General features: G+C 67.9%; 16 protein-coding genes and 1 tRNA gene. 6 read left to right on the forward strand and 11 right to left on the reverse strand.

Going from position 1 to position 20,170, the window contains the following annotated elements; all coding sequences use genetic code 11:
• The 6 genes from IC535_RS01950 to pgaD all read left to right on the forward strand — a co-directional run bounded on the left by IC535_RS01950 (window position 1) and on the right by pgaD (window position 8,300).
• A tRNA-Pro gene (locus IC535_RS01950) sits at window positions 1-77 on the forward strand.
• 1,001 nt (window positions 78-1,078) lie between these two features.
• Window positions 1,079-2,290, forward strand: coding sequence for a CynX/NimT family MFS transporter (locus IC535_RS01955; protein ID WP_228884492.1), 1,212 nt, complete (start codon window positions 1,079-1,081; stop codon window positions 2,288-2,290).
• Between the two features lie 333 nt (window positions 2,291-2,623).
• On the forward strand, window positions 2,624-4,660 hold the full coding sequence (gene pgaA, locus IC535_RS01960) for a poly-beta-1,6 N-acetyl-D-glucosamine export porin PgaA (RefSeq protein ID WP_228884491.1): 2,037 nt from the start codon (window positions 2,624-2,626) through the stop codon (window positions 4,658-4,660).
• 10 nt (window positions 4,661-4,670) lie between these two features.
• Complete coding sequence (pgaB, locus tag IC535_RS01965) at window positions 4,671-6,566, forward strand: poly-beta-1,6-N-acetyl-D-glucosamine N-deacetylase PgaB (RefSeq protein ID WP_228884490.1); 1,896 nt, start codon at window positions 4,671-4,673, stop codon at window positions 6,564-6,566.
• A 7-nt stretch (window positions 6,567-6,573) separates the two neighbouring features.
• Window positions 6,574-7,821 carry a poly-beta-1,6-N-acetyl-D-glucosamine synthase gene (gene pgaC, locus IC535_RS01970; protein ID WP_228884489.1) on the forward strand — a complete coding sequence of 416 codons (1,248 nt, stop codon included), beginning with the start codon at window positions 6,574-6,576 and terminating at the stop codon, window positions 7,819-7,821.
• Window positions 7,818-8,300, forward strand: a complete 483-nt coding sequence (pgaD, locus tag IC535_RS01975) for a poly-beta-1,6-N-acetyl-D-glucosamine biosynthesis protein PgaD (RefSeq protein WP_228884488.1) — start codon at window positions 7,818-7,820, stop codon at window positions 8,298-8,300. Before pgaC ends, pgaD begins: the two co-directional genes overlap by 4 nt.
• 172 nt (window positions 8,301-8,472) lie before the next feature.
• Here pgaD and IC535_RS01980 read toward each other — a convergent pair whose 3' ends face one another.
• From IC535_RS01980 to IC535_RS02030, 11 genes are all read right to left on the reverse strand, one after another.
• Window positions 8,473-9,735, reverse strand: coding sequence for a glutamate-5-semialdehyde dehydrogenase (locus IC535_RS01980; RefSeq protein ID WP_228884487.1), 1,263 nt, complete (start codon window positions 9,733-9,735; stop codon window positions 8,473-8,475).
• A gap of 90 nt (window positions 9,736-9,825) precedes the next feature.
• Window positions 9,826-10,974, reverse strand: a complete 1,149-nt coding sequence (proB, locus tag IC535_RS01985) for a glutamate 5-kinase (protein WP_429000312.1) — start codon at window positions 10,972-10,974, stop codon at window positions 9,826-9,828.
• Window positions 10,975-10,988: 14 nt separating this feature from the next.
• Window positions 10,989-11,249 (reverse strand): YciI family protein, encoded by a 261-nt coding sequence (locus IC535_RS01990; protein WP_228884486.1) that lies wholly within the window; start codon window positions 11,247-11,249, stop codon window positions 10,989-10,991.
• A gap of 78 nt (window positions 11,250-11,327) precedes the next feature.
• On the reverse strand, window positions 11,328-12,623 hold the full coding sequence (locus IC535_RS01995) for an argininosuccinate lyase (RefSeq protein ID WP_228884485.1): 1,296 nt from the start codon (window positions 12,621-12,623) through the stop codon (window positions 11,328-11,330).
• Between the two features lie 73 nt (window positions 12,624-12,696).
• Window positions 12,697-13,653, reverse strand: coding sequence for an N-acetyl-gamma-glutamyl-phosphate reductase (gene argC, locus IC535_RS02000; protein WP_228884484.1), 957 nt, complete (start codon window positions 13,651-13,653; stop codon window positions 12,697-12,699).
• On the reverse strand, window positions 13,650-14,249 hold the full coding sequence (locus tag IC535_RS02005; protein ID WP_228884483.1) for a GNAT family N-acetyltransferase: 600 nt from the start codon (window positions 14,247-14,249) through the stop codon (window positions 13,650-13,652). The genes argC and IC535_RS02005 overlap by 4 nt, the downstream gene beginning before the upstream one ends.
• Before the next feature lie 4 nt (window positions 14,250-14,253).
• Window positions 14,254-15,579, reverse strand: a complete 1,326-nt coding sequence (locus IC535_RS02010) for an acetylglutamate kinase (RefSeq protein ID WP_228884482.1) — start codon at window positions 15,577-15,579, stop codon at window positions 14,254-14,256.
• Window positions 15,580-15,652: 73 nt separating this feature from the next.
• Window positions 15,653-16,741 (reverse strand): acetylornithine deacetylase, encoded by a 1,089-nt coding sequence (locus IC535_RS02015; protein ID WP_228884481.1) that lies wholly within the window; start codon window positions 16,739-16,741, stop codon window positions 15,653-15,655.
• 150 nt (window positions 16,742-16,891) lie between these two features.
• Window positions 16,892-18,085: an argininosuccinate synthase gene (locus IC535_RS02020; protein WP_228884480.1), complete on the reverse strand. Its 1,194-nt coding sequence runs from the start codon at window positions 18,083-18,085 to the stop codon at window positions 16,892-16,894.
• A gap of 90 nt (window positions 18,086-18,175) precedes the next feature.
• Complete coding sequence (locus IC535_RS02025; protein ID WP_228884479.1) at window positions 18,176-19,186, reverse strand: N-acetylornithine carbamoyltransferase; 1,011 nt, start codon at window positions 19,184-19,186, stop codon at window positions 18,176-18,178.
• Window positions 19,187-19,547: 361 nt separating this feature from the next.
• Window positions 19,548-20,111 carry a hypothetical protein gene (locus IC535_RS02030; protein ID WP_228884478.1) on the reverse strand — a complete coding sequence of 188 codons (564 nt, stop codon included), beginning with the start codon at window positions 20,109-20,111 and terminating at the stop codon, window positions 19,548-19,550.
• Window positions 20,112-20,170 lie beyond the last annotated feature (59 nt).

Consider the following 20,170-nt stretch of genomic DNA (forward strand, 5'->3'; position numbering starts at 1 on the left):
CGGGGTGTAGCTCAGTCTGGTAGAGCGCTACGTTCGGGACGTAGAGGTCGCAGGTTCGAATCCTGTCTCCCCGACCATTTGATGGTCACATTGAAGCCTGGAAGACGAAAGTCCTCCGGGCTTTTTTGTTTCTATTGATTTGCTTGCTTCTTTGCCCGTCTTGGCAAGCGCCCGCCGTGCACAAGCAAGAGCAGCGTCTCGCCTTCTCCAGGCGGGAGGAGGCCGGGCAGCCCTATCCGGGACACGCCGTAAACCCCGCTCCGCGGTCCGGCCCAGCCGCCGGCGGCTGTGCGTTCGGGCGCATGCGAGGCAGTGCCTCGCAAGCAATGCCCCCTCACCCGTGGGGGCTTGGCGAAAACATCCATGTTTTCGACAGTCCCGGATAGGGCTGCCCGGCCTCCTCAGGACGATTTCACGGATGCGGCGGGAAAGAGCAGTGGCCGGCTATCGTGCCGTTCTGCTCGCCCCGAGGCCACCGATACGTTGTCAATGGTCTGGCGGGTGTGGGTGTGCGGGACCGTCCAAAACATGGGTCCGGCGCATGCGCCGGACGGGTTGGGCAGGACGCCCAACCCCGGCCTTGCCGGATGCGCAGGAAAGCGCATGCGAGCAAGTTTTGGCCGAGCCCCCACGGACGGGTTTACGGCGTGTCCCGCACACCCACACCCGCCAGACCACACTGCATACATCGGCAAAGCTGGGCTTTGGGCTTTGGGCTTTGGGCTTTGGGCTTTGGGCTTTGGGCTTTGGGCTTTGGGCTTTGGGCTTTGGGCTTCTGGAATTCTGGAATTCTGGAATTCTGCACAAAGCTGCCGGCCAGCGGCCGGCACTACCGTCTTGTTTTTCGGATCGAACCGTCTTGTCGGATCGATCCGACCGCCCTATCGGCTCGACCGGTGTCGCCCCAGCGTTTCATCGGCCCGACATTCCGCGCAGGTACAATGCCCGCCTCGGGATGCGCGCGCGGCCTGCCCCATCCCAGCCATCGAATCCCCGCAGCATCCGGCGCTGGCGCCGCATGCTGCGTTTCCGCACATCCGCCCCACGGTGTTGCGCCACCTGCACGAGATCCACGTCCATGACCCACCCAGATCCCCACGCCTCGTCCCTGCTGCGCGGACGCGTGCTCGCCTTTGCCGCCATCCTGCTGGCCGCACTGAACCTGCGCACCGCCGTCACCTCGGTCACCCCGCTGCTGGACCTGCTGGGCCAGACCTTCGGCTTTGGCACCACCATGACCGGCGTACTCGGCATGCTGCCCACCGCCTCGTTCGCCCTGTTCGGCGTCACCACCCCGCTGCTGGCCCGCCGCATCGGCCTGGAACGCACCGCCCTGCTGGCCATGGTCCTGGCCGCCGTCGGCCTGCTGCTGCGCTCGATGGCCGGCGGCGTCGGCAGCCTGCTGTTCGGCTCGGTGGTCGCCCTGGCCGGCATGGGCATCGGCAACGTCGTCGTCCCGCCGCTGGTCAAACGCTACTTCGCCAACCGCGTCGGCACCGTCAGCACCCTGTACATCACCGTCCTGCAGATCGGCACCATGCTGCCGGCCCTGCTCGCCGTACCGCTGGCCCAGAGCGCCGGCTGGCGCGTCTCGCTGGGCATCTGGGCGATCCTGGCCCTGGCCGCCGCCCTGCCCTGGGTGATGCTGGCCCGCCGCCGCCCGCACCCGGACCCGCTGGATACCGCCGCCGACCCCGCCGCCCAGCCGCATGGCAAAGTCTGGCGCACCCCGCTGGGCTGGGGCATGACCCTGATGTTCGGCATGACCTCGCTGATGACCTACTCGATGTTCACCTGGCTGCCGCGCATCGTCGTCGAAGCCGGTGCCACCCCGGCCTTCGGCGGCATCATGGTGGCCATCTTCGCCGCCTGCGGCCTGCTGCCCTCGCTGACCATGCCGGCCCTGGCGGTACGCCTGCGCAACCCGTTCCCGCTGGTGCTGATCGGTTTTTCGGCGTTCCTGATCGCCTTTGCCGGCCTGTTGTTCGCCCCGATGAAAGCGCCCTGGCTGTGGGCGGTGCTGCTCGGTGTGGGGCCGTCGACCTTCCCGCTGGCGCTGACCCTGATCAACCTGCGCACCCGCACCCCCGCCGGTTCTGCGGCCCTGTCCGGCTTCATGCAGGGCGTCGGCTACGCCTTCAGCTGCCTGGGCCCGTTCCTGTTCGGCTGGCTGCACGAAATCAGCGGCGGCTGGCACCTGCCGTTCGGCTTCCTGGTGGTCTGCGCGGTGGTCCTGCTCAGCGCCTCCTGGGTGGCCTGCAAGCCGCAGAAGCTCGAAGACCAGTGGTGAACGGCACATCTACACGCGCCCTGCGCATCTGCTGACGTAGCGTGTCACTAACTGACCTGCCGGCCACGGCAGGCAGTCCATCGCGGCCGCCGGCCGTGGATGCCCCACTGAACGGCTTCAGGGCGGAGGACGTTTCCGAAGTTCGCCGTGGCTTCGGCTGGATAGCCTTTGTAATCAAGGCATTGCGACCTGTTATGCGCGCAGTTCGACAGACCGCCTTGCTGAACCCATGCCTTAACGATTTGTATACACCATAAAAGTCAGGCAGGATTGGCATGTGATGTGCGTCACAGTTTCGCAGATCACATCACTGAAAGGATGCTCGGGGGTTCCATGCACAACCATCGGCCGCTGGCGCTTTGCGTCAGCCTGGCATGCGCCACACTCTGTCTGACCAGCACCAGCGCCCATGCGGCGCCCACGCCGGCAGACCCCCTGGCCGAAATCGGCCAGTACCGCGACCACGCCCAGTGGCTCGACGCGCTGGCCGCGATCGAACGGGCGCAGCTGCGCGCGCCACAGGACGAGCTGCTCTATAAGCTGCAGGTGCTGACCCTGGCCGACATCGGCAACGCCTACCGGGCCTGGCAGCTCTACCAGGCCCGCCCGCAACTGTTCGACGCCGGGCAGCAGCAACGCCTGGAAACCAACTACCTGGCCAAGCTGGCCGGCTGGAGCCTGGCTTACGGCACCAGCGAAGACACCCGCCTGGATGAAGCCGACGACGCCCTGGCGCGCATGCAGCATTACCTGGACCGCGACGGCAGCAGCGCGCAGGACGCCCCGCTGCGGATCCGCCACGACCGTCTGATCCTGCTCAACCGCCTCGGCCGCCACGCCCAGGTGCGCGACGAATACCGCACGCTGCTGGCCCAGGGCCATCCGGTGCCGAACTACCTGATGGCCGCCATCGGCGACTCGCTGATGGCCACCGAGCACCCGCGCGAGGCCATTCCGGTGCTCGCCGCGGCGCTCCAGGCCGACCCCGACGCGCCGGACGTGCGCTCGGAACTGGCCTACGCCTACCTGGAAAGCGAACAGCCCGAGGCGGCCATCGCCCTGCTCAAGAAGTGGCAGGCCGACCAACCGGCATGGCGCTGGAGCAACGGGGCCAAGACCCCGCACGCCAACTGGCCGCGTTACGAGGCCGACCTCAACCTGGCCATGGTGCGCGCCTACAGCGGCGACCTGCCCACCGCCCAGCGCGAGCTGGAAACGATGATCGAGATCGCCCCGGGCAACACCGGCACCCAATCCTCGCTGGGCAACATCTACATGATGCGCGGCTGGCCGCGGCAGGCGCTGGAACGCTACAGCATGGCCAACACCCTGGACCCGCGCGACGTGCCGGCGCGGCTGGGCCAGGTGGATGCCTACGTGGAACTGCAGCGCGACGACCTGGCCCGCCCGCTGCACGATACCCTGATGCAGCGCTACCCCGGCCAGCCCGCGGTGCAGCGCATGGAGCGCAGCTGGCGCGCCCACCGCGGCTGGCAGCTGCATGCCTATGCCGAAGGCGGGCGCAGTGCCGGCGGTGACGGTGCCTCGCCGCTGGGCAAGAACGATGGCCGCTACGGCGTGGAAGTGCAGTCGCCGGTGATCGACGACCGCTGGCGCGTGGTCGCCTTCGCCGACCGCCGCAGCGTCGATTTCCAGGACCGGACCATCCAGCCGTTGCGGCTGGGCCTGGGCACGCGCTACCGCTTCGGCCGCGCCGACGCCGAGGCCTTCGTCGACCGCGCCAACGACCATGTCGGCGACACCGGCCTGAGCGCCGGCGTCGGCTGGCAGTTCAACGACCAGTGGCATGCCGGCATCACCGCCGCGCGCAACGCCGCCGATGCCTCGATGCAGGCCCGCGTGGCCGGCATCAGTGCCGACAGCGTGGCCGTGGCGGTGGATTACAAGCGCAACGAACGCACCCACTGGAGCATCGGCGCCAGCCAGTTCCGCTACGACGACGGCAACCGCCGCGACACGGTCAACACCGCGATCGAACAGCGCCTGCTGACCCGCCCGACCTTGCTGCTGGATGGCCTGGGCAGCGCGTACGCCAGCCGTGGCAGCCGCGACGACGCCCCCTACTTCAACCCCTCCGAAGACCATTCGGTGGAACTGGGGCTGCGCGTGGACCAGCAGCTGTGGCGTCACTACGAACGCCACTTCCGCCACCGCCTCACCGTGTCGGTGGGCCAGTACTGGCAGCAGGGCTATGGCAGCGCGATCGTGCCCTCGGCCGAATACCGCCATGAATGGCAGTTCGGCGTCGGGCGCATCTTCGAGTACGGCGTGAGCTGGTCGCGGCCGGTGTACGACGGACAACGTGAACGACATATCGGGCTGGACGTCGGCCTGCGCTGGGGACAATGAGATGCATCACATGGATTTGAAACGATGGACCCTGTGCGTGCTGCTGGCGTTGCTGGCGGTAGTGGCCCCGGCCGGGGCGCAGCCGCGGGCGGCGCTGCTGGACGCGGCCGACAACGGCCTGCTGGTGCTCAGCTACCACGACGTCCGCGACGACGTGGCCACCACCGGCGATGCGGACGCCTACGCGGTGAGCACGCAGAACTTCGCCGCGCACCTGGACTGGCTGTCGGCCCATGGCTACCACCCGGTGTCGCTGTCCCAGCTGATCGCCGCCTCCCAGGGCGGCGCGCCGCTGCCGCCCAAGCCGGTGCTGCTGACCTTCGATGACGGCCTGCGCAGCGTCTACAGCAAGGTGTTCCCGCTGCTGCGCGCGTACAACTACCCGGCGCTGGTGGCGGTGATCACCGACTACGTGGACATGCCGGCCGGCCGCCAGATCGACTACGGCTACCGCCCGTTCACCCGCGATGATTTCCTCAGCTGGGAACAGTTGCGCGAAATGCAGAAGAGCGGGCTGATCGAACTGGCCAGCCATACCGACAACCTGCACCACGGCGTGCAGTCCAACCCGCAGGGCAATTCCACCCCGGCGGTGATCACCCGCATCTACGACCCGGTGGCCAAACGCTATGAAAGCGCGGCCGACTACCAAACCCGGCTGCGCACCGACCTGAGCCGCAGCGTGGAGCGCATCCAGCGCAACGTCGGGGTGTCGCCCAAGGCGATCGTGTGGCCGTATGCGGCCTACAACGCCTTGAGCAACGACATCGCCGAGCAGCTCGGCATGCCGGTGTCCTTCGACCTGGAAGGCCGCAGCACCCCGGTCACGCGCGACCTGCACGGCCTAGCGCGGCTGCTGGTGACCGACAACCCCACCGTGATCGAACTGGCCTACGAGCTGCGCCGCGATGTCGAGCGCGACGGCATGCGCGCCCTGCAGATCGACCTGGACGCGGTCTACGACGCCGACCCGGTGCAGCAGGGCAAGAACCTGGACGCGCTGATCGAGCGGGTCAAGAAGATCGGCCCCACCCACGTGTTCCTGCAGGCCTTCGCCGACCCGGACGGCAATGGCTCGGCCGATGCGCTGTACTTCCCCAACCGCCACCTGCCGATGCGCGCGGACCTGTTCAACCGCGTGGCCTGGCAGCTCAAGACCCGCGCCGAGGTCAAAGTGTTCGCCTGGTTGCCGGTGCTGGGCTATGAACTCAAGGACCCGCAGATCCGCAAGGCGCTGGCCATCGCCAGCCCCGAACGCGACGGCATCTTCCGGCTGGACTTCACCCGCCCGCAGGTGCGCCGGATCATCGCCGACATCTACGAAGACCTGGCGATCAACTCCTACTTCGAAGGCCTGCTGTTCCACGACGATGCCTACCTGCGCGACACCGAACTGACCCAGCTGCCGGCCGAAGGCGAGGACGGCGCGCGTACCCAGGCGCTGATCGACTTCACCCTGGAGCTGCGTGCCTCGGCCCAGCGCTGGCGGCCCAAGCTGGCCACCGTGCGCAACCTGTACGCCCAGCCGGTGCTGCAGCCGCAGAGCGCCAGCTGGTTCGCCCAGCGCCTGGACCTGTTCAACAAGGCCTACGACCACACCGCGCTGATGGCCATGCCGTGGATGGAAGGCAGCCGCAATCCCGAACGCTGGCTGGACCGGTTGGTGGTGGCGGTGCGCCAGCACGACCCGCAGCTGGCGCAGACCCTGTTCGAACTGCAGACGGTGGACTGGCGCACCCGCAAGCCGATCCCCGGTGCGCGCCTGCGCGCGCAGATCCGCCGCCTGCAGGCGCAGGGCGTGCGCCATTTCGCCTGGTACCCGGACGACTTCATCGCCGGCCATCCTTCCACTTCCGACGCGCGCGCGGCGATGTCCTCGCGCAGCTTCCCGTACGAGGAAAAGTGAGGCCGCCATGCATCCGTTCCTCTATGCCCTGTTCCAGTTCGCCTTCTTCTATCCCATGGTGATGGCGTTCTTCTGGATGTCCGGCGGGCTGTATTACTTCTTCCGGCGCGAACGCAAGGCGCGCGACCGCAGCGACCCGCCGCCGATGGCCGCCTACCCGTTCGCCTCGATCCTGATTCCCTGCCACAACGAGGCCGACAACCTGGCCGACACGCTGGGCGCGGCGCTGCGGCAGAACTACCCGGACTTCGAAGTGATCGCCATCAACGATGGCAGCAGCGACGACACGGGCCCGCGCCTGGATGCGATGGCCGCCCTGCACCCGCGGCTGCGCGTGGTGCACCTGGACCGCAACCTGGGCAAGGCCAATGCGCTGCGCATGGGCGCGCTGGCGGCGCGTTCGGAATACCTGGTGTGCATCGACGGCGATGCGATGCTGGAGGAATACGCCACCCACTGGATGGTCTGGCACCTGACCAGCGGCCCGCGCGTGGGCGCGGTCACCGGCAACCCGCGCATCCGCAACCGCTCCACCCTGCTGGGGCGGCTGCAGGTGGCCGAGTTCTCCTCGATCATCGGCATGATCAAGCGCGCCCAGCGCGTATACGGGCGCATCTTCACCATCTCCGGGGTGATCGCCGGGTTCCGCCGCACCGCGCTGCACCGCATCGGCTACTGGGCCGATGACATGGTCACCGAGGACATCGACATCAGCTGGCGCCTGCAGCTGGACCACTGGGACATCCGCTACGAACCCAATGCGCTGTGCTTCATCCTGATGCCTGAAACCCTCAGCGGCCTGTGGCGGCAACGCCTGCGCTGGGCCCAGGGCGGCGTGGAAGTGCTGCTGCGGCACGGCCGCTCGCTGTTCGACTGGCGCAAGCGGCGGATGTGGGGCGTGCTGCTGGAGTACATCCTGAGCGTGTTGTGGGCCTACACCATGCTGGCCATCATCGTGCTGTGGGCGCTGGGCAAGTTCATCGCGCTGCCGCCGGACCTGTACATCGCCACCCTGCTGCCGCAGTGGCATGGGGTGGTCCTGGCCCTGGTGTGCCTGCTGCAGTTCGCCAGCAGCCTGATCATCGACCGTCGTTACGAAACCCATATCGGGCGCAATTACTTCTGGGTGATCTGGTACCCGATGGCATACTGGTTGATCAGCCTGTTCACGACCCTGGTGGCCTTCCCCAAGACGCTGTTCAAGCGCCGTGGCAAGCGGGCGGTCTGGGTCAGTCCTGACCGGGGTATCCGATGAACACCGTCAAATCCACCCGCCGTTTCGACTCGCGCCTGATCCAGAAACCGCACCGCCAGCCGCGGCTGCAGCGCACCGCCTGGGGCTTTGTGACCCTGGCGTTCTGGGGCTTCTATTTCTACCTGTGGGCGCCGTTGGTGACCCTGGTTTCCTGGCTGCTCGGCGGCCAGCTGGCCTGGCTGCAGCTGTATGAGTACAAGCAGGCCGTGGACCCGTTCGTGCTGATCGCCCTGCCGGTGATGCTGGTGGCCTGTGCGGTGCTGTTGATCGCCTGGGCCGAGTACAACCGGCTGCGTTTTGCCGGCAAGGAACGCCGCCTGCCGCATCAGGACGCGCCGCTGGCCGATATCGCCCGCGACCTGGGCGCCAGCCCGGCGCTGGCCGCGCAGCTGGCCGGCGGCAAGGCGGTCACGTTGCACATGGACGACCAGGCAAGGCCGGTTGGCGTGACCCATCAGGTGCTGGCCCCCACGGCCTGACCGGTGTGGGGCCGGGCTCCGCCCGGCTACCGCATCGGTAGTGCCGGCCGCTGGCCGGCTCCTCGCACATCCGACTACACCGAGGAGCCGGCCAGCGGCCGGCACTACCGGTTCGCGGCTTCGACGCTGTGTGGCGGTGACCGGCTAGCCGGGCTCTGCGCGGCTGCTCTGCTCAGGCCCGCGTCTGCCCTTCCCCGCGCACCACGAACCGCTCCACCGTCAGCGCCTCCAGGCCCATCGGGCCGTAGGCGTGCAGGCGGGTGGTGGAGATGCCGATCTCCGCGCCCAGGCCCAGTTCGCCACCGTCGGAAAACCGCGACGACGCATTGACCATCACCACCGCCGACCGCAGCGACTGCACGAAACGCTCGGCGGCCTGCGCATCCTCGGTGGCGATCACCTCGGTGTGGTCCGAGCTGTACTGCTGGATATGCGCCAATGCCTGGCCCAGGTCGTCGACCACGCGCACGGCGATGATCAGGTCCAGGTATTCGGCCGCGTAGTCCTCCTCGCTGGCCGGCTGCGCGTCGGGCAGCCACGCGCGCGCGCGCGCATCGGCGCGTACCTGCACGCCGCGCCCGGCCAGCGCCTGCGCGGCCAGCGGCAGGAAGTCTGCGGCGATATCGGCGTGCACCAGCAGGGTTTCCAGCGAATTGCAGGCCGACGGCCGGCTGCACTTGCCGTCCACCAGCAGGCCCAGCGCACGCTGCAGATCCGCGGCGCGGTCCACGTACAGGTGGCAGACGCCCTTGTAGTGCTTGATCACCGGCACGCGCGCGTGTTCGGCCACGAAACGGATCAGCCCCTCGCCGCCGCGCGGGATCGCCAGGTCGACCAGGTCGTTGAGCTGCAGCAGGGTCAGCATAGTCTCCCGGCGCAGGTCCTCGACCAGGGTCAGTGCGGCCTCGGCCACCCCGGCCTGGCGCAGCGCGCGCCTGAGCGCGGCGGCGATGGCGGTATTGGAGTGGATCGCCTCCGAACCGCCGCGCAGGATCACCCCGTTGCCGGCCTTGATGCACAGCGCGGCCGCATCGGCGGTCACGTTCGGGCGGGCTTCGTAGATCATCGCGATCACCCCCAGCGGCACGCGCACCTTCTGCACACGGATGCCGTTGGGGCGCACCGCGTCGCGGGTGACCTGACCGACCGGATCGGGCAACGCGGCCACCTCGCGCAGTGCCGCGGCGATGCCGGCCAGGCGTTGCCGGTTCAGCGCCAGGCGATCGAGCATCGCGGTCCCAATGCCCTTCTGCGTGGCCGCCGCCAGGTCGCGCTGGTTGGCCGCCAGGATCGCATCGGTATCGGCTTCCAGTGCGGCGGCCATCGCCTCCAGCAGCGCCGTCTTGGCGATGGACGACAGCTGCGCCAGTTGCCGGGCAGCATCCCGGCAGGCCAGCGCCTGGGTGCGGATGTCGGGTTGGGAACTGGCGTCCATCTCAATGTCCTCGGGAAAAGCAAGGTAGAGCCACGCCATGCGTGGCTGCGGGATGTCGAACGTGCCCAGGCGTCCCCGGCAGGACACCGATCACAACAGCACCAGGTCGTCGCGATGGATCACGTTGCCCCCGTAGTTGTAGCCGAGCACGCTTTCGATGTCGCGCGAGTGGCGGCCGGCGATGCGGCGGATGTCGCTGGCCGAATACTGGCTGACCCCGCGCGCCAGCCGCACCTCGCCGTCGGCATCGCGCAGGCGGACTTCGACCATGTCGCCGCGGCGGAAGTCGCCGTCGGCGCCGCGTACGCCGCCGGGCAGCAGCGAGGCGCCCTTGTCGCGCAGCGCGCTGGCCGCGCCGTCATCGACCAGGATCGCGCCCGGCTCCAGCGGCGCATGGCGCAGCCAGTACTTGCGCGCGGCCACCCGGGTCTGCCCGGCATGGATGCGCGTGCCGAACAGCCGGCCCTGCCCCAGCGCGCGCACCACATCGCTGTTGCGGCCGTTGAACAGGCAGGTATCGATACCGACCCGGCCGGCCTTGGCCGCCGCTTCCAGCTTGGTGTGCATGCCGCCGGTGCCGGCCCCGCTGCCGGCGCCGCCGGCCATCGCCAGTACCTCGACGGTCAGCTCGGGCACGTCATGGATCGGTCGAGCCTGCCGATCGCGGCGCGGGTCTGCGCTGTACAGGCCATCGATGTCGGTGGCGATGAACAGCACGTCGGCATCGATCAGCGCGGCCACGGTGGCGGCCAGGTTGTCGTTGTCGCCGAGCTTGAGCTCATCCACCGACACAGTGTCGTTCTCGTTGACCACCGGCAGCGCGCCCAGCCGCAGCAGCTCGTTGAGGGTGGCGCGCGCATTGAGGTAACGGCGGCGGTTGCGCAGGTCGTCATGGGTCAGCAGTACCTGCGCCACCGGGCGCTCGAAGAACCGCTGCCACAGGCCGATCAGCTGCGCCTGGCCGAGCGCGGCCAGGGCCTGGCGCGCGGCCATCGCCGCGCCGGCTTCCAGCGCGCGCGGCACGATCGCACGGCCGGCGGCGACCGCGCCCGACGACACGATCACCACCTCGCGCCCGGCCAGCACATTGGCCGAGACGAACTGGGCCAGGCCCAGCGCATGGCGCGGCGACAACCCGCCGCCATCGGCGGCCAGCAGGCTGCTGCCCACCTTCAGCACCGCGCGCTTCCAGCTCGGCACGGCTTGTTCGGGAAACGGCGATTGCACGGTCGGGCTCATCAGGTGGGCATGCCTCAGCGCGTGTTCCATTCGTGGATGCTGGCGGTGGCACTGCCGTGCACCAGCAACGGATCGGTGGCCACCAGCGCCTGCGCGGCGGCCAGGTCGGCGATGCCCCGCAGCACGTAGGCGCCGCCGCTCTTGTCGCTGAAGCCGCCGGTCAGCCCCAGCTGGCCGCGGGCGCGTACGTCGTCGAGGAAGCGTACGTGCTCGGCGCCAACGTCATCGCGGAAGGCCGGGGTGCGTTTGACCAGGACCAGGTAGCAGGTTTCCATGTGGGTTCCTTGGGTTTCTGTGCCGGGCCGCGCCCGGCGTTGCATGCAGAAACGGCGGCCCTGCGGCCGCCGTCGTGATTACACCAATGCGGCCCAGCGCGCGCGCAGGTCGTCCAGCCGCAGGTCCGCGGCCGCGCCGGGCGAGACGCGCGCGGCCAGGCTGCCCTCGGGCGTGCGCCCCTGCCCTGCACTGTCGGCACCGGCCGCAGCGGCCTTGTAGGCCTCGCGGAACGGTACCCCGGCCACGGCCGCTTCCACGGCCACGTCGGTGGCATACATGCCCGAGTCGATCGCCGCGCGCAGTTTGTCCTGGCGCCATTCCAGGTTGGCCAGCAACGCCGGCAGCAGCTCCAGCGCGGCCAGGCCGCGGCCGAAACCGTGCACGATCGCGCCCTTGCTGCTCTGCAGGTCGCGGTGGTAGCCCGACGGCAGCGACAGCAGCTGTTCGATCTCGGTGCGCGCGGCGGCCACGCTGGCGTGGGTGGCGCGCATCAGTTCGATCACGTCCGGATTGCGCTTGTTGGGCATGATCGAGCTGCCGGTGGTGTACTGCGCCGGCAGCGCGACGAAGCCGAACTCGCCGCTGGTGAACAGCGACAGGTCCCAGGCGATCCGGCGCAGGTCCAGGGTAGCCCCGCCCAGGGCTTCCAGCGCGGCCAGTTCGAACTTGCCGCGCGACAGCTGCGCATAGATCGGCGACACCTGCAGGCGCGCAAAGCCGAGCGCGGCGGTGGTGTGGGCGCGGTCCAGCGGCAGGTTGACGCCGTAGCCGGCGGCGGTGCCCAGCGGGTTGGCATCGATCAGCGCGAAGGTATCGCCGGCGCGGATCGCGTTGTCGATGAAGGCTTCGGCCCAACCGGCCCACCACATGCCCGCCGAGGACACCACGGCGCGCTGGATATGGGTGTAGCCGGGCACCGGCAGGTCCTTCTCGGCCTCGGCGCGGTCGAGTGCGACCTTGGCGATCTCGCGGCTCAGGCCGGCCACCTGCAGCAGCTTGTCCTTCAACCACAGCCGGGTGGCCACCAGGATCTGGTCGTTGCGGCTGCGCCCGGTGTGGATCTTGCGGCCGGCATCGCCGAGGCGCTCGGTCAGGCGGGCTTCGATCGCCGAATGGCAATCCTCGAACTGCTCATCGAGCACGAATGCGCCGCTGCGGAAGTCGGCACCCAGCACGTCCAGCTCGCGCAGCAGCCCGTCCAGCTCCTGGCCGGAGAGGATGCCGATGTGCTGCAGGCCCTGTGCGTGGGCCTTGCTGGCGGCGATGTCGTACAGGAAGAATTCGCGGTCCAGGATCACATCGTCGCCGGCCAGGAAGCGCTGGATTTTCGCATCCACCGCCACGCCGGGCTTCTGCCACAGAAGGTCTGCCATGTCTTGCTCCGTTGGCGGAATCGCTCCGCCGGGTTGGGCACGCGCCGTCGCCGGGCGCGCGCCGGATGAGGGGTCAGTGCGGGATCGCGGCCAGTTCGTCCAGGCCCAGCGCCAGGTTGAGGTTCTGCATGGCCTGGGTGGCCGCGCCCTTGAGCAGGTTGTCCAGGGTGGCCACCACCACCAGCCGCTTGCCGCCCGGGGCCACGTCGAAGCCGCCGATCTGCACGCCATGGCGGCCGGCGATGCGGCTGACCCATGGCGCTTCATCGAGCACCTCGATCAGCGGCTCGCCGGCGTAGTACGCCTGGTACCGCCCGATCACGTCCTCGCGCTTGACCGCCTGCTGCAACCACAGGTTGACGGTCATGGTAATGCCGCGAAAATGCGGCGCCACGTGCGGCATGAACTCCACCGGCACGCGCAGGTGCGCGGTGACTTCGCGCTCGTGCATGTGGTTGGTCAGCGCATACGGCATCAGGTTGTCGCGCAGCAGCTCGGGGTTGTTCTTGTCCGACGGGCTGGTGCCGGCACCGGAGTAACCGGACACCCCGAAGCACTGCGGCGGGCCGGCCAGTTCCGTGAGCAGCGGGCTGATCGCCAGCTGCATGGCCGTGGCGTAGCAACCGGGGTTGCTGATCCGCTTCTGGCCCAGGTAACCGCCGCGCGTCAGTTCGGGCAGGCCGTAGTACCAGCTACCGTCGAAGCGATGATCGGCCGACAGGTCCACGATCACCGTACCCGGGCCAGCCGCATCCAGCGCGGCGACGAACGGCGCCGACAGGCCATTGGGCAAGGCCAGGATGACCGCGTCCATGCCCTTGGCGGCGACGGCGTCGGCGTCCAGGTTTTCGAACTGCAGGTCACCGTGCCAGTCGGCGTGGTGGTCGGCCACGCGCTGCCCGGCCAGCTCGCGCGAGGACACAAAGCCCAGCTGCAGGCCCGGGTGCGCGGCGATCAGCTTGATCAGTTCGGCGCCGGTATGGCCGCGGGCGCCGACGATGCCGACGGTGAACGGCGTGGAAGTGCTCATGCGTGTGCGTCCAGACGGTGCTGCAGGTGGCGCTTCACGCCCTGCCACTCCGCATCGATGATGGAGAAGATCACGGTGTCGCGCGCGGTGCCGTCCGGATGCCGTTTGTGGTTGCGCAGCACGCCGTCCTGCTTGGCGCCCAGCCGCGCGATGGCGGTGCGCGAGGCGAAGTTGAACCAGCTGGTTTCAAACACCACGCTCAGGCAGTTCAGCCGCTCGAAGGCGTGGCTGAGCAGCATCAGCTTGGTTTCGGTGTTGATGCCGGTGCGCTGGGCGGCCTGCCCATACCAGGTGTAGCCGATGCTCAGGCGCGGCACCTCTTCTTCCAGGGCGTAGTAACGGGTGGTGCCGACCACTTCGTCGGCGGCGTTGAGCACCACGAACGGCAACACCTTGCCCTCGGCCTGGGCCTGCAGCGCGGCCTGTACGTAGCCGGTCATGGTCTTGGCGCTGGGCACCTGGGTGTACCAGAGGCCGGACAGCGCGCCATCGCCCAATGCACCGCGCAGGCCGTCGATATGCGCCATCTGCAGCGGCTCCAGCCGCGCGTGCGTCCCGGCCAGGGTGGGAACGCGGGTCCAATCGGCATGATTCATCGGTTCAGCCCTCCAGGCTGGGGGTGCGCACGGCGCAGTGATCGACATAGGTCTTGATCCGCTCGAAGCCGTCGGCACCGAACCAGAACACTTTCCAGTGGCCCTGCTTGTAGCAGCCATCGGATTCGGCGTAGTAGAAGTGGTTGATCGGGTTGCCGTGGCGCGAGCGCCAGAACAGCTGCGGGGTTTCATCGAGCATCACATTCCATACCGCCCGGCCCAGGCCCTCGCCCTGCGCATCGTCGAGCACGGCGAACTTGTCCAGGTACACGCCTTCGGCTTCGTCGGTGAGGATCACCGCGGCGCGGTAGTTCTCGCTGACGTAGGCGCGCAGCAGCCGGGTCTTGTCGAAGTAATCGGCCACCAGGGTGCGGCCGAAGCTGGATTCGATCAACTGCTTCAGGCGCGGTAGGTCCAGCTCGCTCCAGGCGGTGGCGCGCAGCACCTTCTCGCCCTTGCGCACCAGCGTGCCCGAGCCCTTGTGGGTGAACAGTTCCTTGGCCAGATCGGCCGGACGGGTGATGGACACCGACGATTCCAGCGGCAGGCGGTCCAGCAGGGCCTTGATCTGTTCGATCTTGACCCGCATGCCGCCGTGGATCCACGGCTGCTGCATCAGCGCGTCGTACTCGGTGGACAGGTTGATCGAATCGATCAGCCTGCCCTCCTCGTCCAACAGGCCGCCGGTGCCGGTCAGGAAGATGATCTTGTACGGCTGCAGTTCCTGCACCAGCTCGTTGGCGGCGAAGTCGGCGTTGACGTTGAGGATCTGCCCACAGCGGGTTTCGCCCAGGCTGGTGATCACCGGGATCGAGCCGGCGCGCAGGCTGGCCTCGATCGGGGCCAGGTTGACCTTCTTCACTTCGCCGACCAGGCCGTACGTGGCCTGGTCCAGGTATTCGGCTTCGAACACCCCACCGGTGATCGAGGTGGCGCGCGCGCCGTTCTGCTGCAGCGCTTCGACCAGCTGCAGGTTGGAAGCCTGGAACACCCGGCGCACGATCGCCAAGCCTTCGGCCGAGGTCACCCGCAGGCCGTTGAAGGTCTGCTTGACGATGCCGGCCGCCGAAAGCTCGGCGTCCAGCTGCGGGCCGGCGCCGTGCAGCACGATCGGGGTCAGCCCGACTTCCTGCAGGAACGACAGCGAGGAGGTCAGCGCGTCCAGGTCGTCGCGCAGCACCGCGCCGCCGACCTTGACCACGGCAAAGCGTTTGGCGTCCAGCTGCGAGAAACGCTTGAGGTACTGGCTGATTTCCTTGGCGCTGGCCATGCTCGAAAGCAGGCGCACGATGGTCTGGCGGGTCTGGCGGTGGGGCTGGGAAGAAGGCATTTTTGTATCGTCACAGGCGGCCGTGGCCGCGATGGAGGTTCCGTCAGTGGCAGGCCACGACGGCGTCATTCGATCAGGCACCGTGCGCGATGATGCGGTGCACGGACTCGGTGTAACGCTGCAGCTGCTCCAGCGTGACGAACTCATCGGCGGTATGGGCCTGGGCGATGTCGCCCGGGCCGTATACCAGGGTGGTGTAGCCCCCGGCCGAGAACAGCGAGGCTTCGGTCCAGAAGTCCACCGCGTTGCCGATCGGGATATGCAGCGCGTCGGCCACGTCGCGCGCCAGCAGGCGGCGGTTCTCCGCTTCGGCGATGTCGCCGGCCGGGAAACTGGGGCCGCGGAAGGTTTCGGTGAACAGCGCAGCCTCCGGTTCGGCAAAGCTGGCGAAGGTGGCCAGCAACGCGTCGATGTCCATCGACGGCAGCGGGCGGAAACCGAAGCGGACCTCGGCGGCCGGGGCGATCATGTTGGCCTTGATGCCACCCTCCACGCGCCCGATGTTGAAGCGCAGCCCGGTCAGCCCGCCAAAGCGCGCATGCGCCAGCGATTCCACATGGTCCAGCGCGCGGTTGCCCCAGCGCATGGCCTGGTGCAGCGCACTGGCCGCGGCATCCTGCTTGCCCGAGGCGTGCCCGGCGCGGCCGCTGAACTGCATCAGCACCGAGCTGATGCCGCGGTGGGCGAGCACCGCTTCGCTCATGGTCGGTTCGGCCACCAGCACCGCTTCATACGGAATGCCACGTGCGAGGAAGGCTGCGATGCAACGCGGATCATTGGCTTCCTCGTCGCTGGAGAACAGGAACGCGGCATCGCCCTCGCTGGCGTTGGCTGCGGCCACCAGTGCCGCCGCAGCGCCCTTGATGTCGCACACGCCCAGGCCGATCACGCGATCGTCCGCGCGCCGCATCCCGTGCGGGTCGGCCGTCCAATGCGGCGAGTCCGGCACGGTATCCAGGTGTACGTTGAACAGGTACTTCGGCGTGCCACGCACCGCATACAGACTGACCGCACCATCGCCATGGTCGATCACCTCCACGTTGAACCCGGGCAGGTTCGCACGCAGGTAATCGAAGATGCCGCCGGTGGTGATCGCACGCGGCGGATTGCGCGTGTCGAAGGACACGAGCTGCTGCAGGTGATCGAGTGTCTGTTCAAGCATGCGCGTAGAAATCCATTAGTGGGGAGGTAGTGCCAGCCGCTGGCCGGCTCTGCAATGATCCAGCCGTGCCAGGAGCCGGCCAGCGGCCGGCACTACCATCAATCGGCCCTGCGAGAAGCCGGCCAGCGGCCGGCACCACGGTGAATCGCCTCAGCGATTCACCTGCGCGTAAAGCGTGGAGCTCATGCCGAACAGCTTGATGAAGCCTTCTGCCTCTTCCACGCCCCAGTCGGCCGACTGCGCGTAGGTGGCGCCCTTGGTGTTGAGCAGGTGCGGCGACTTCACCGCCACCGCATCGACGCGGCCACCGCGGGTCTCCAGCACCACTTCACCGTTGACCTTGGCCTGCGAGGACTTCAGGAAGGCCTCGATGTCGGTCTTCAGCGGGTCGTGGTAGAAGCCTTCGTACACCAGCTCCACCCACTTGCGCGCCACGTCCGGCTTGAAGCGGTTCTGCTGCTTGGTCAGCACCGCATCTTCCAGCGCGCGGTGCGCGGCCAGCAGCGATACCAGGCCCGGCGCTTCGAACACGATGCGGCCCTTCAGGCCGATCACGGTGTCGCCGGTGTAGACGCCACGGCCTACGCCGTACGGGGCGAACAGCTTGTTGAGCTTGGCCAGGATCTGCTCGCCCGGCAGCGCCTTGCCGTCCAGCGCGACGGCTTCGCCTTCGACGAACTTCAGCGTCACGGTGAGCGGCTCCACCGGCCATTCGCTGCGCGGCGCGCACCAGCCGCGAGCGCCTTCGCCCGGGGCTTCCCAACGATCGATCTCGCCGCCGGACATGGTCAGGCCGAGCAGGTTCTCGTTGATGGTGTAGGCCTGCTGCTTGGCGCGCACGCCGAAGCCGCGTTCTTCCAGGTACTTCTGCTCGTAGGCGCGGGTCTGGGTGTGTTCCTTCTGGATTTCGCGGATCGGCGCGACGATCTGGTAGTCGCCCAGTGCCTTCACGGCCAGGTCGAAACGGACCTGGTCGTTGCCCATGCCGGTGCAGCCGTGGGCGATGATGTTGGTGCCCAGTTCGGCGGCGCGCTTGAGCGCGGCATCCACGATCAGATAACGGTCGGACACCAGCAGCGGGTACTGGCCCTGGTAGCCTTCGCCGGCCCACACGAACGGCTTGACGAAGCCGCTCCAGATCGCCGGGCCGCCATCGACGGTGACGTGGCTGGTGACGCCCAGCTCGGCGGCACGCTTCTCGATGAAATCGCGCTCTTCGTCGTCCACGCCGCCGGTGTCGGCGAACACGGTGTGCACGTTGTAGCCGCGTTCCTGCAGGTAGGGCACGCAGAAGCTGGTGTCGAGTCCGCCGGAGAAGGCCAGGACGATGTCTTTCTTGCTCATGGGGGTCAGGTCCATTGGGAATGCGGTAAGAATCTGTGTTGGGGCGGGTAGAGCCACGCCATGCGTGGCTGCTCCGTTGGATGCGTTCGATCAGCGGCCGATCAACGCCGACATGATCGCCTTCTGCACATGCAGGCGGTTTTCGGCTTCGTTGATCGCGATGCACTGCGCCGAATCCATCACCCCGTCGGTGGCCTTGACGTTGCGGCGCAGCGGCAGGCAGTGGCTGAACACGCCGTTGTTGGTCAGCGCCATCTTGGCCTCGTCGACGATGAAGTGCTTGTACTGGTCGCGGATGGGCTTTTCCGGTTCCCAGTTGCCGAAGAACGGCAGCGCGCCCCAGCTCTTGGCATAGACCACGTCGGCACCGGCGTAGGCGCTGGCGATGTCGTGGCTGACCTGCAGCGAACCGCCGCTTTCGGCCACGTTCTGCTCGGCCCAACCCATGTAACGCTCGTCCAGGACGTAGTCCGGGGTCGGGCACAGCAGGGTCACGTCCATGCCCATGCGGGTGGCGATGGTCAGCGCCGAGTTGGCCACGGCGGTGTTGAGCGGCTTGGGGTGGTAGGTCCAGGTCAGCACGTACTTCTTGCCGCGCAGGTCCTGGGTGCCGAAGTGTTCCTGCAGCGCCATCACGTGGGCCAGTTCCTGGCACGGGTGGGTGATGGTTTCCATGTTGATCACCGGCACCGGCGAGTACCGGGCGAAGCTCTTGAGCACTTCGTCTTCGCGGTCCTTGCTCCAGTCGATGAACTTCGGGAAGGCGCGCACGCCGATCAGGTCGACGTAGCGGCCCAGCACCTTGGCCACTTCGGCGATGTGCTCCTCGGTGTCCCCGTCCATCACCGAGCCCAGGTTGAATTCGATCGGCCAGGCGTCTTTGCCCGGCTGCAGCACGACCGCGTGGCCGCCCAGCTGGAACGCGCCCAGCTCGAAGCTGGTGCGGGTACGCATGGACGGGTTGAAGAACACCAGGGCAATCGACTTGCCCTTGAGCTCGTCGCCCAGCTTGTTGCGCTTGAACAGCGCGGCCTGGGTCAGCAGGGCATCCAGGTCGGTGCGGCTCCAATCCTGGGTGTTCAGGAAGTGCTTCAGGGACATCGATCGATCCTTTGCGGCTGGTTTTCCACCGTTTCCGGCGGAGGTTGGGGGCGCCGGGGCGCGTTCAGGGCTCAACAAAACGTATACAGATGAAACTTTTCAAATCGTAGAAACGAAAAAACCCAGCGCGGGGGCTGGGTTTTCCGAACAGACAGCACGAAGCTCCGGTTACCCAGCGAAAATGTGGGGTTCCGGTCGGCGGGCACGCGAGGTCATGCCCGTGGCCATGCGGGCGGCGCTGGTGTCGTGCTGGAAGTCGGTGAGTTTCATGGCCGCCCATCTTTGCATGCACCCGGGGTGGGTGCAAGGCCTGGAGGGAAATCCAACCGGCAGCCAACCCAGTGCGGGCCGGCATGCCGGCTCAGGGATTGGCGGGAGCGCCCTGCTCGGCGCCGATCCAGGGGGTGATCGAGACCCGGATCTTGAGCCGGTTGCCCGGGTCCTCGGGCAGCCGCGAGCGGTACTTGGTGCCCTTGTAGACATAGTCCACGTCGTAGGCGATCGGGCGGCGGAACTCGCGGCCGACCGGGATGATCCGGCACTCGCGGGTCAGCAGCGGGCCGGGGTTGGCGGCCGGGGCCGGCGTTTCGACCACCACGCCGTCCTCTTCGCTGCCGTCTTCACGCCGGAAGATCGAGCGCACCGAGTCCATGAACCGGCCCAGGCGGCCCTTGTCCTCCTGCGGCTCCTCGCCGGTCACGTTGACCGGCGCCAGCGTGCGGGTGGAGACCGGCTCGCAATGTTCTTCGGTGCGGGTGGCACGCAGGGTCTGGAACACCGGCTCGACGTTGAGCACCTGCGCATAGTCGAACTTGACGTTCTCGACGATCACCACCCGGTTACGGACCTCGCCGTCCTGGGCGCACGCAATGAAGGCGGCACCTCCCAGCAGGCAGGCCAGCGTCAACAACGAAGCGGATTTCATTGGCAACCGGAAAGAGGACAAGAGGGATAGTTTAGGCAGTGGCGGGCACAAGGGGCTGA

The organism is Stenotrophomonas rhizophila (assembly GCF_020857975.1).
Taxonomy (GTDB): domain Bacteria; phylum Pseudomonadota; class Gammaproteobacteria; order Xanthomonadales; family Xanthomonadaceae; genus Stenotrophomonas; species Stenotrophomonas rhizophila_C.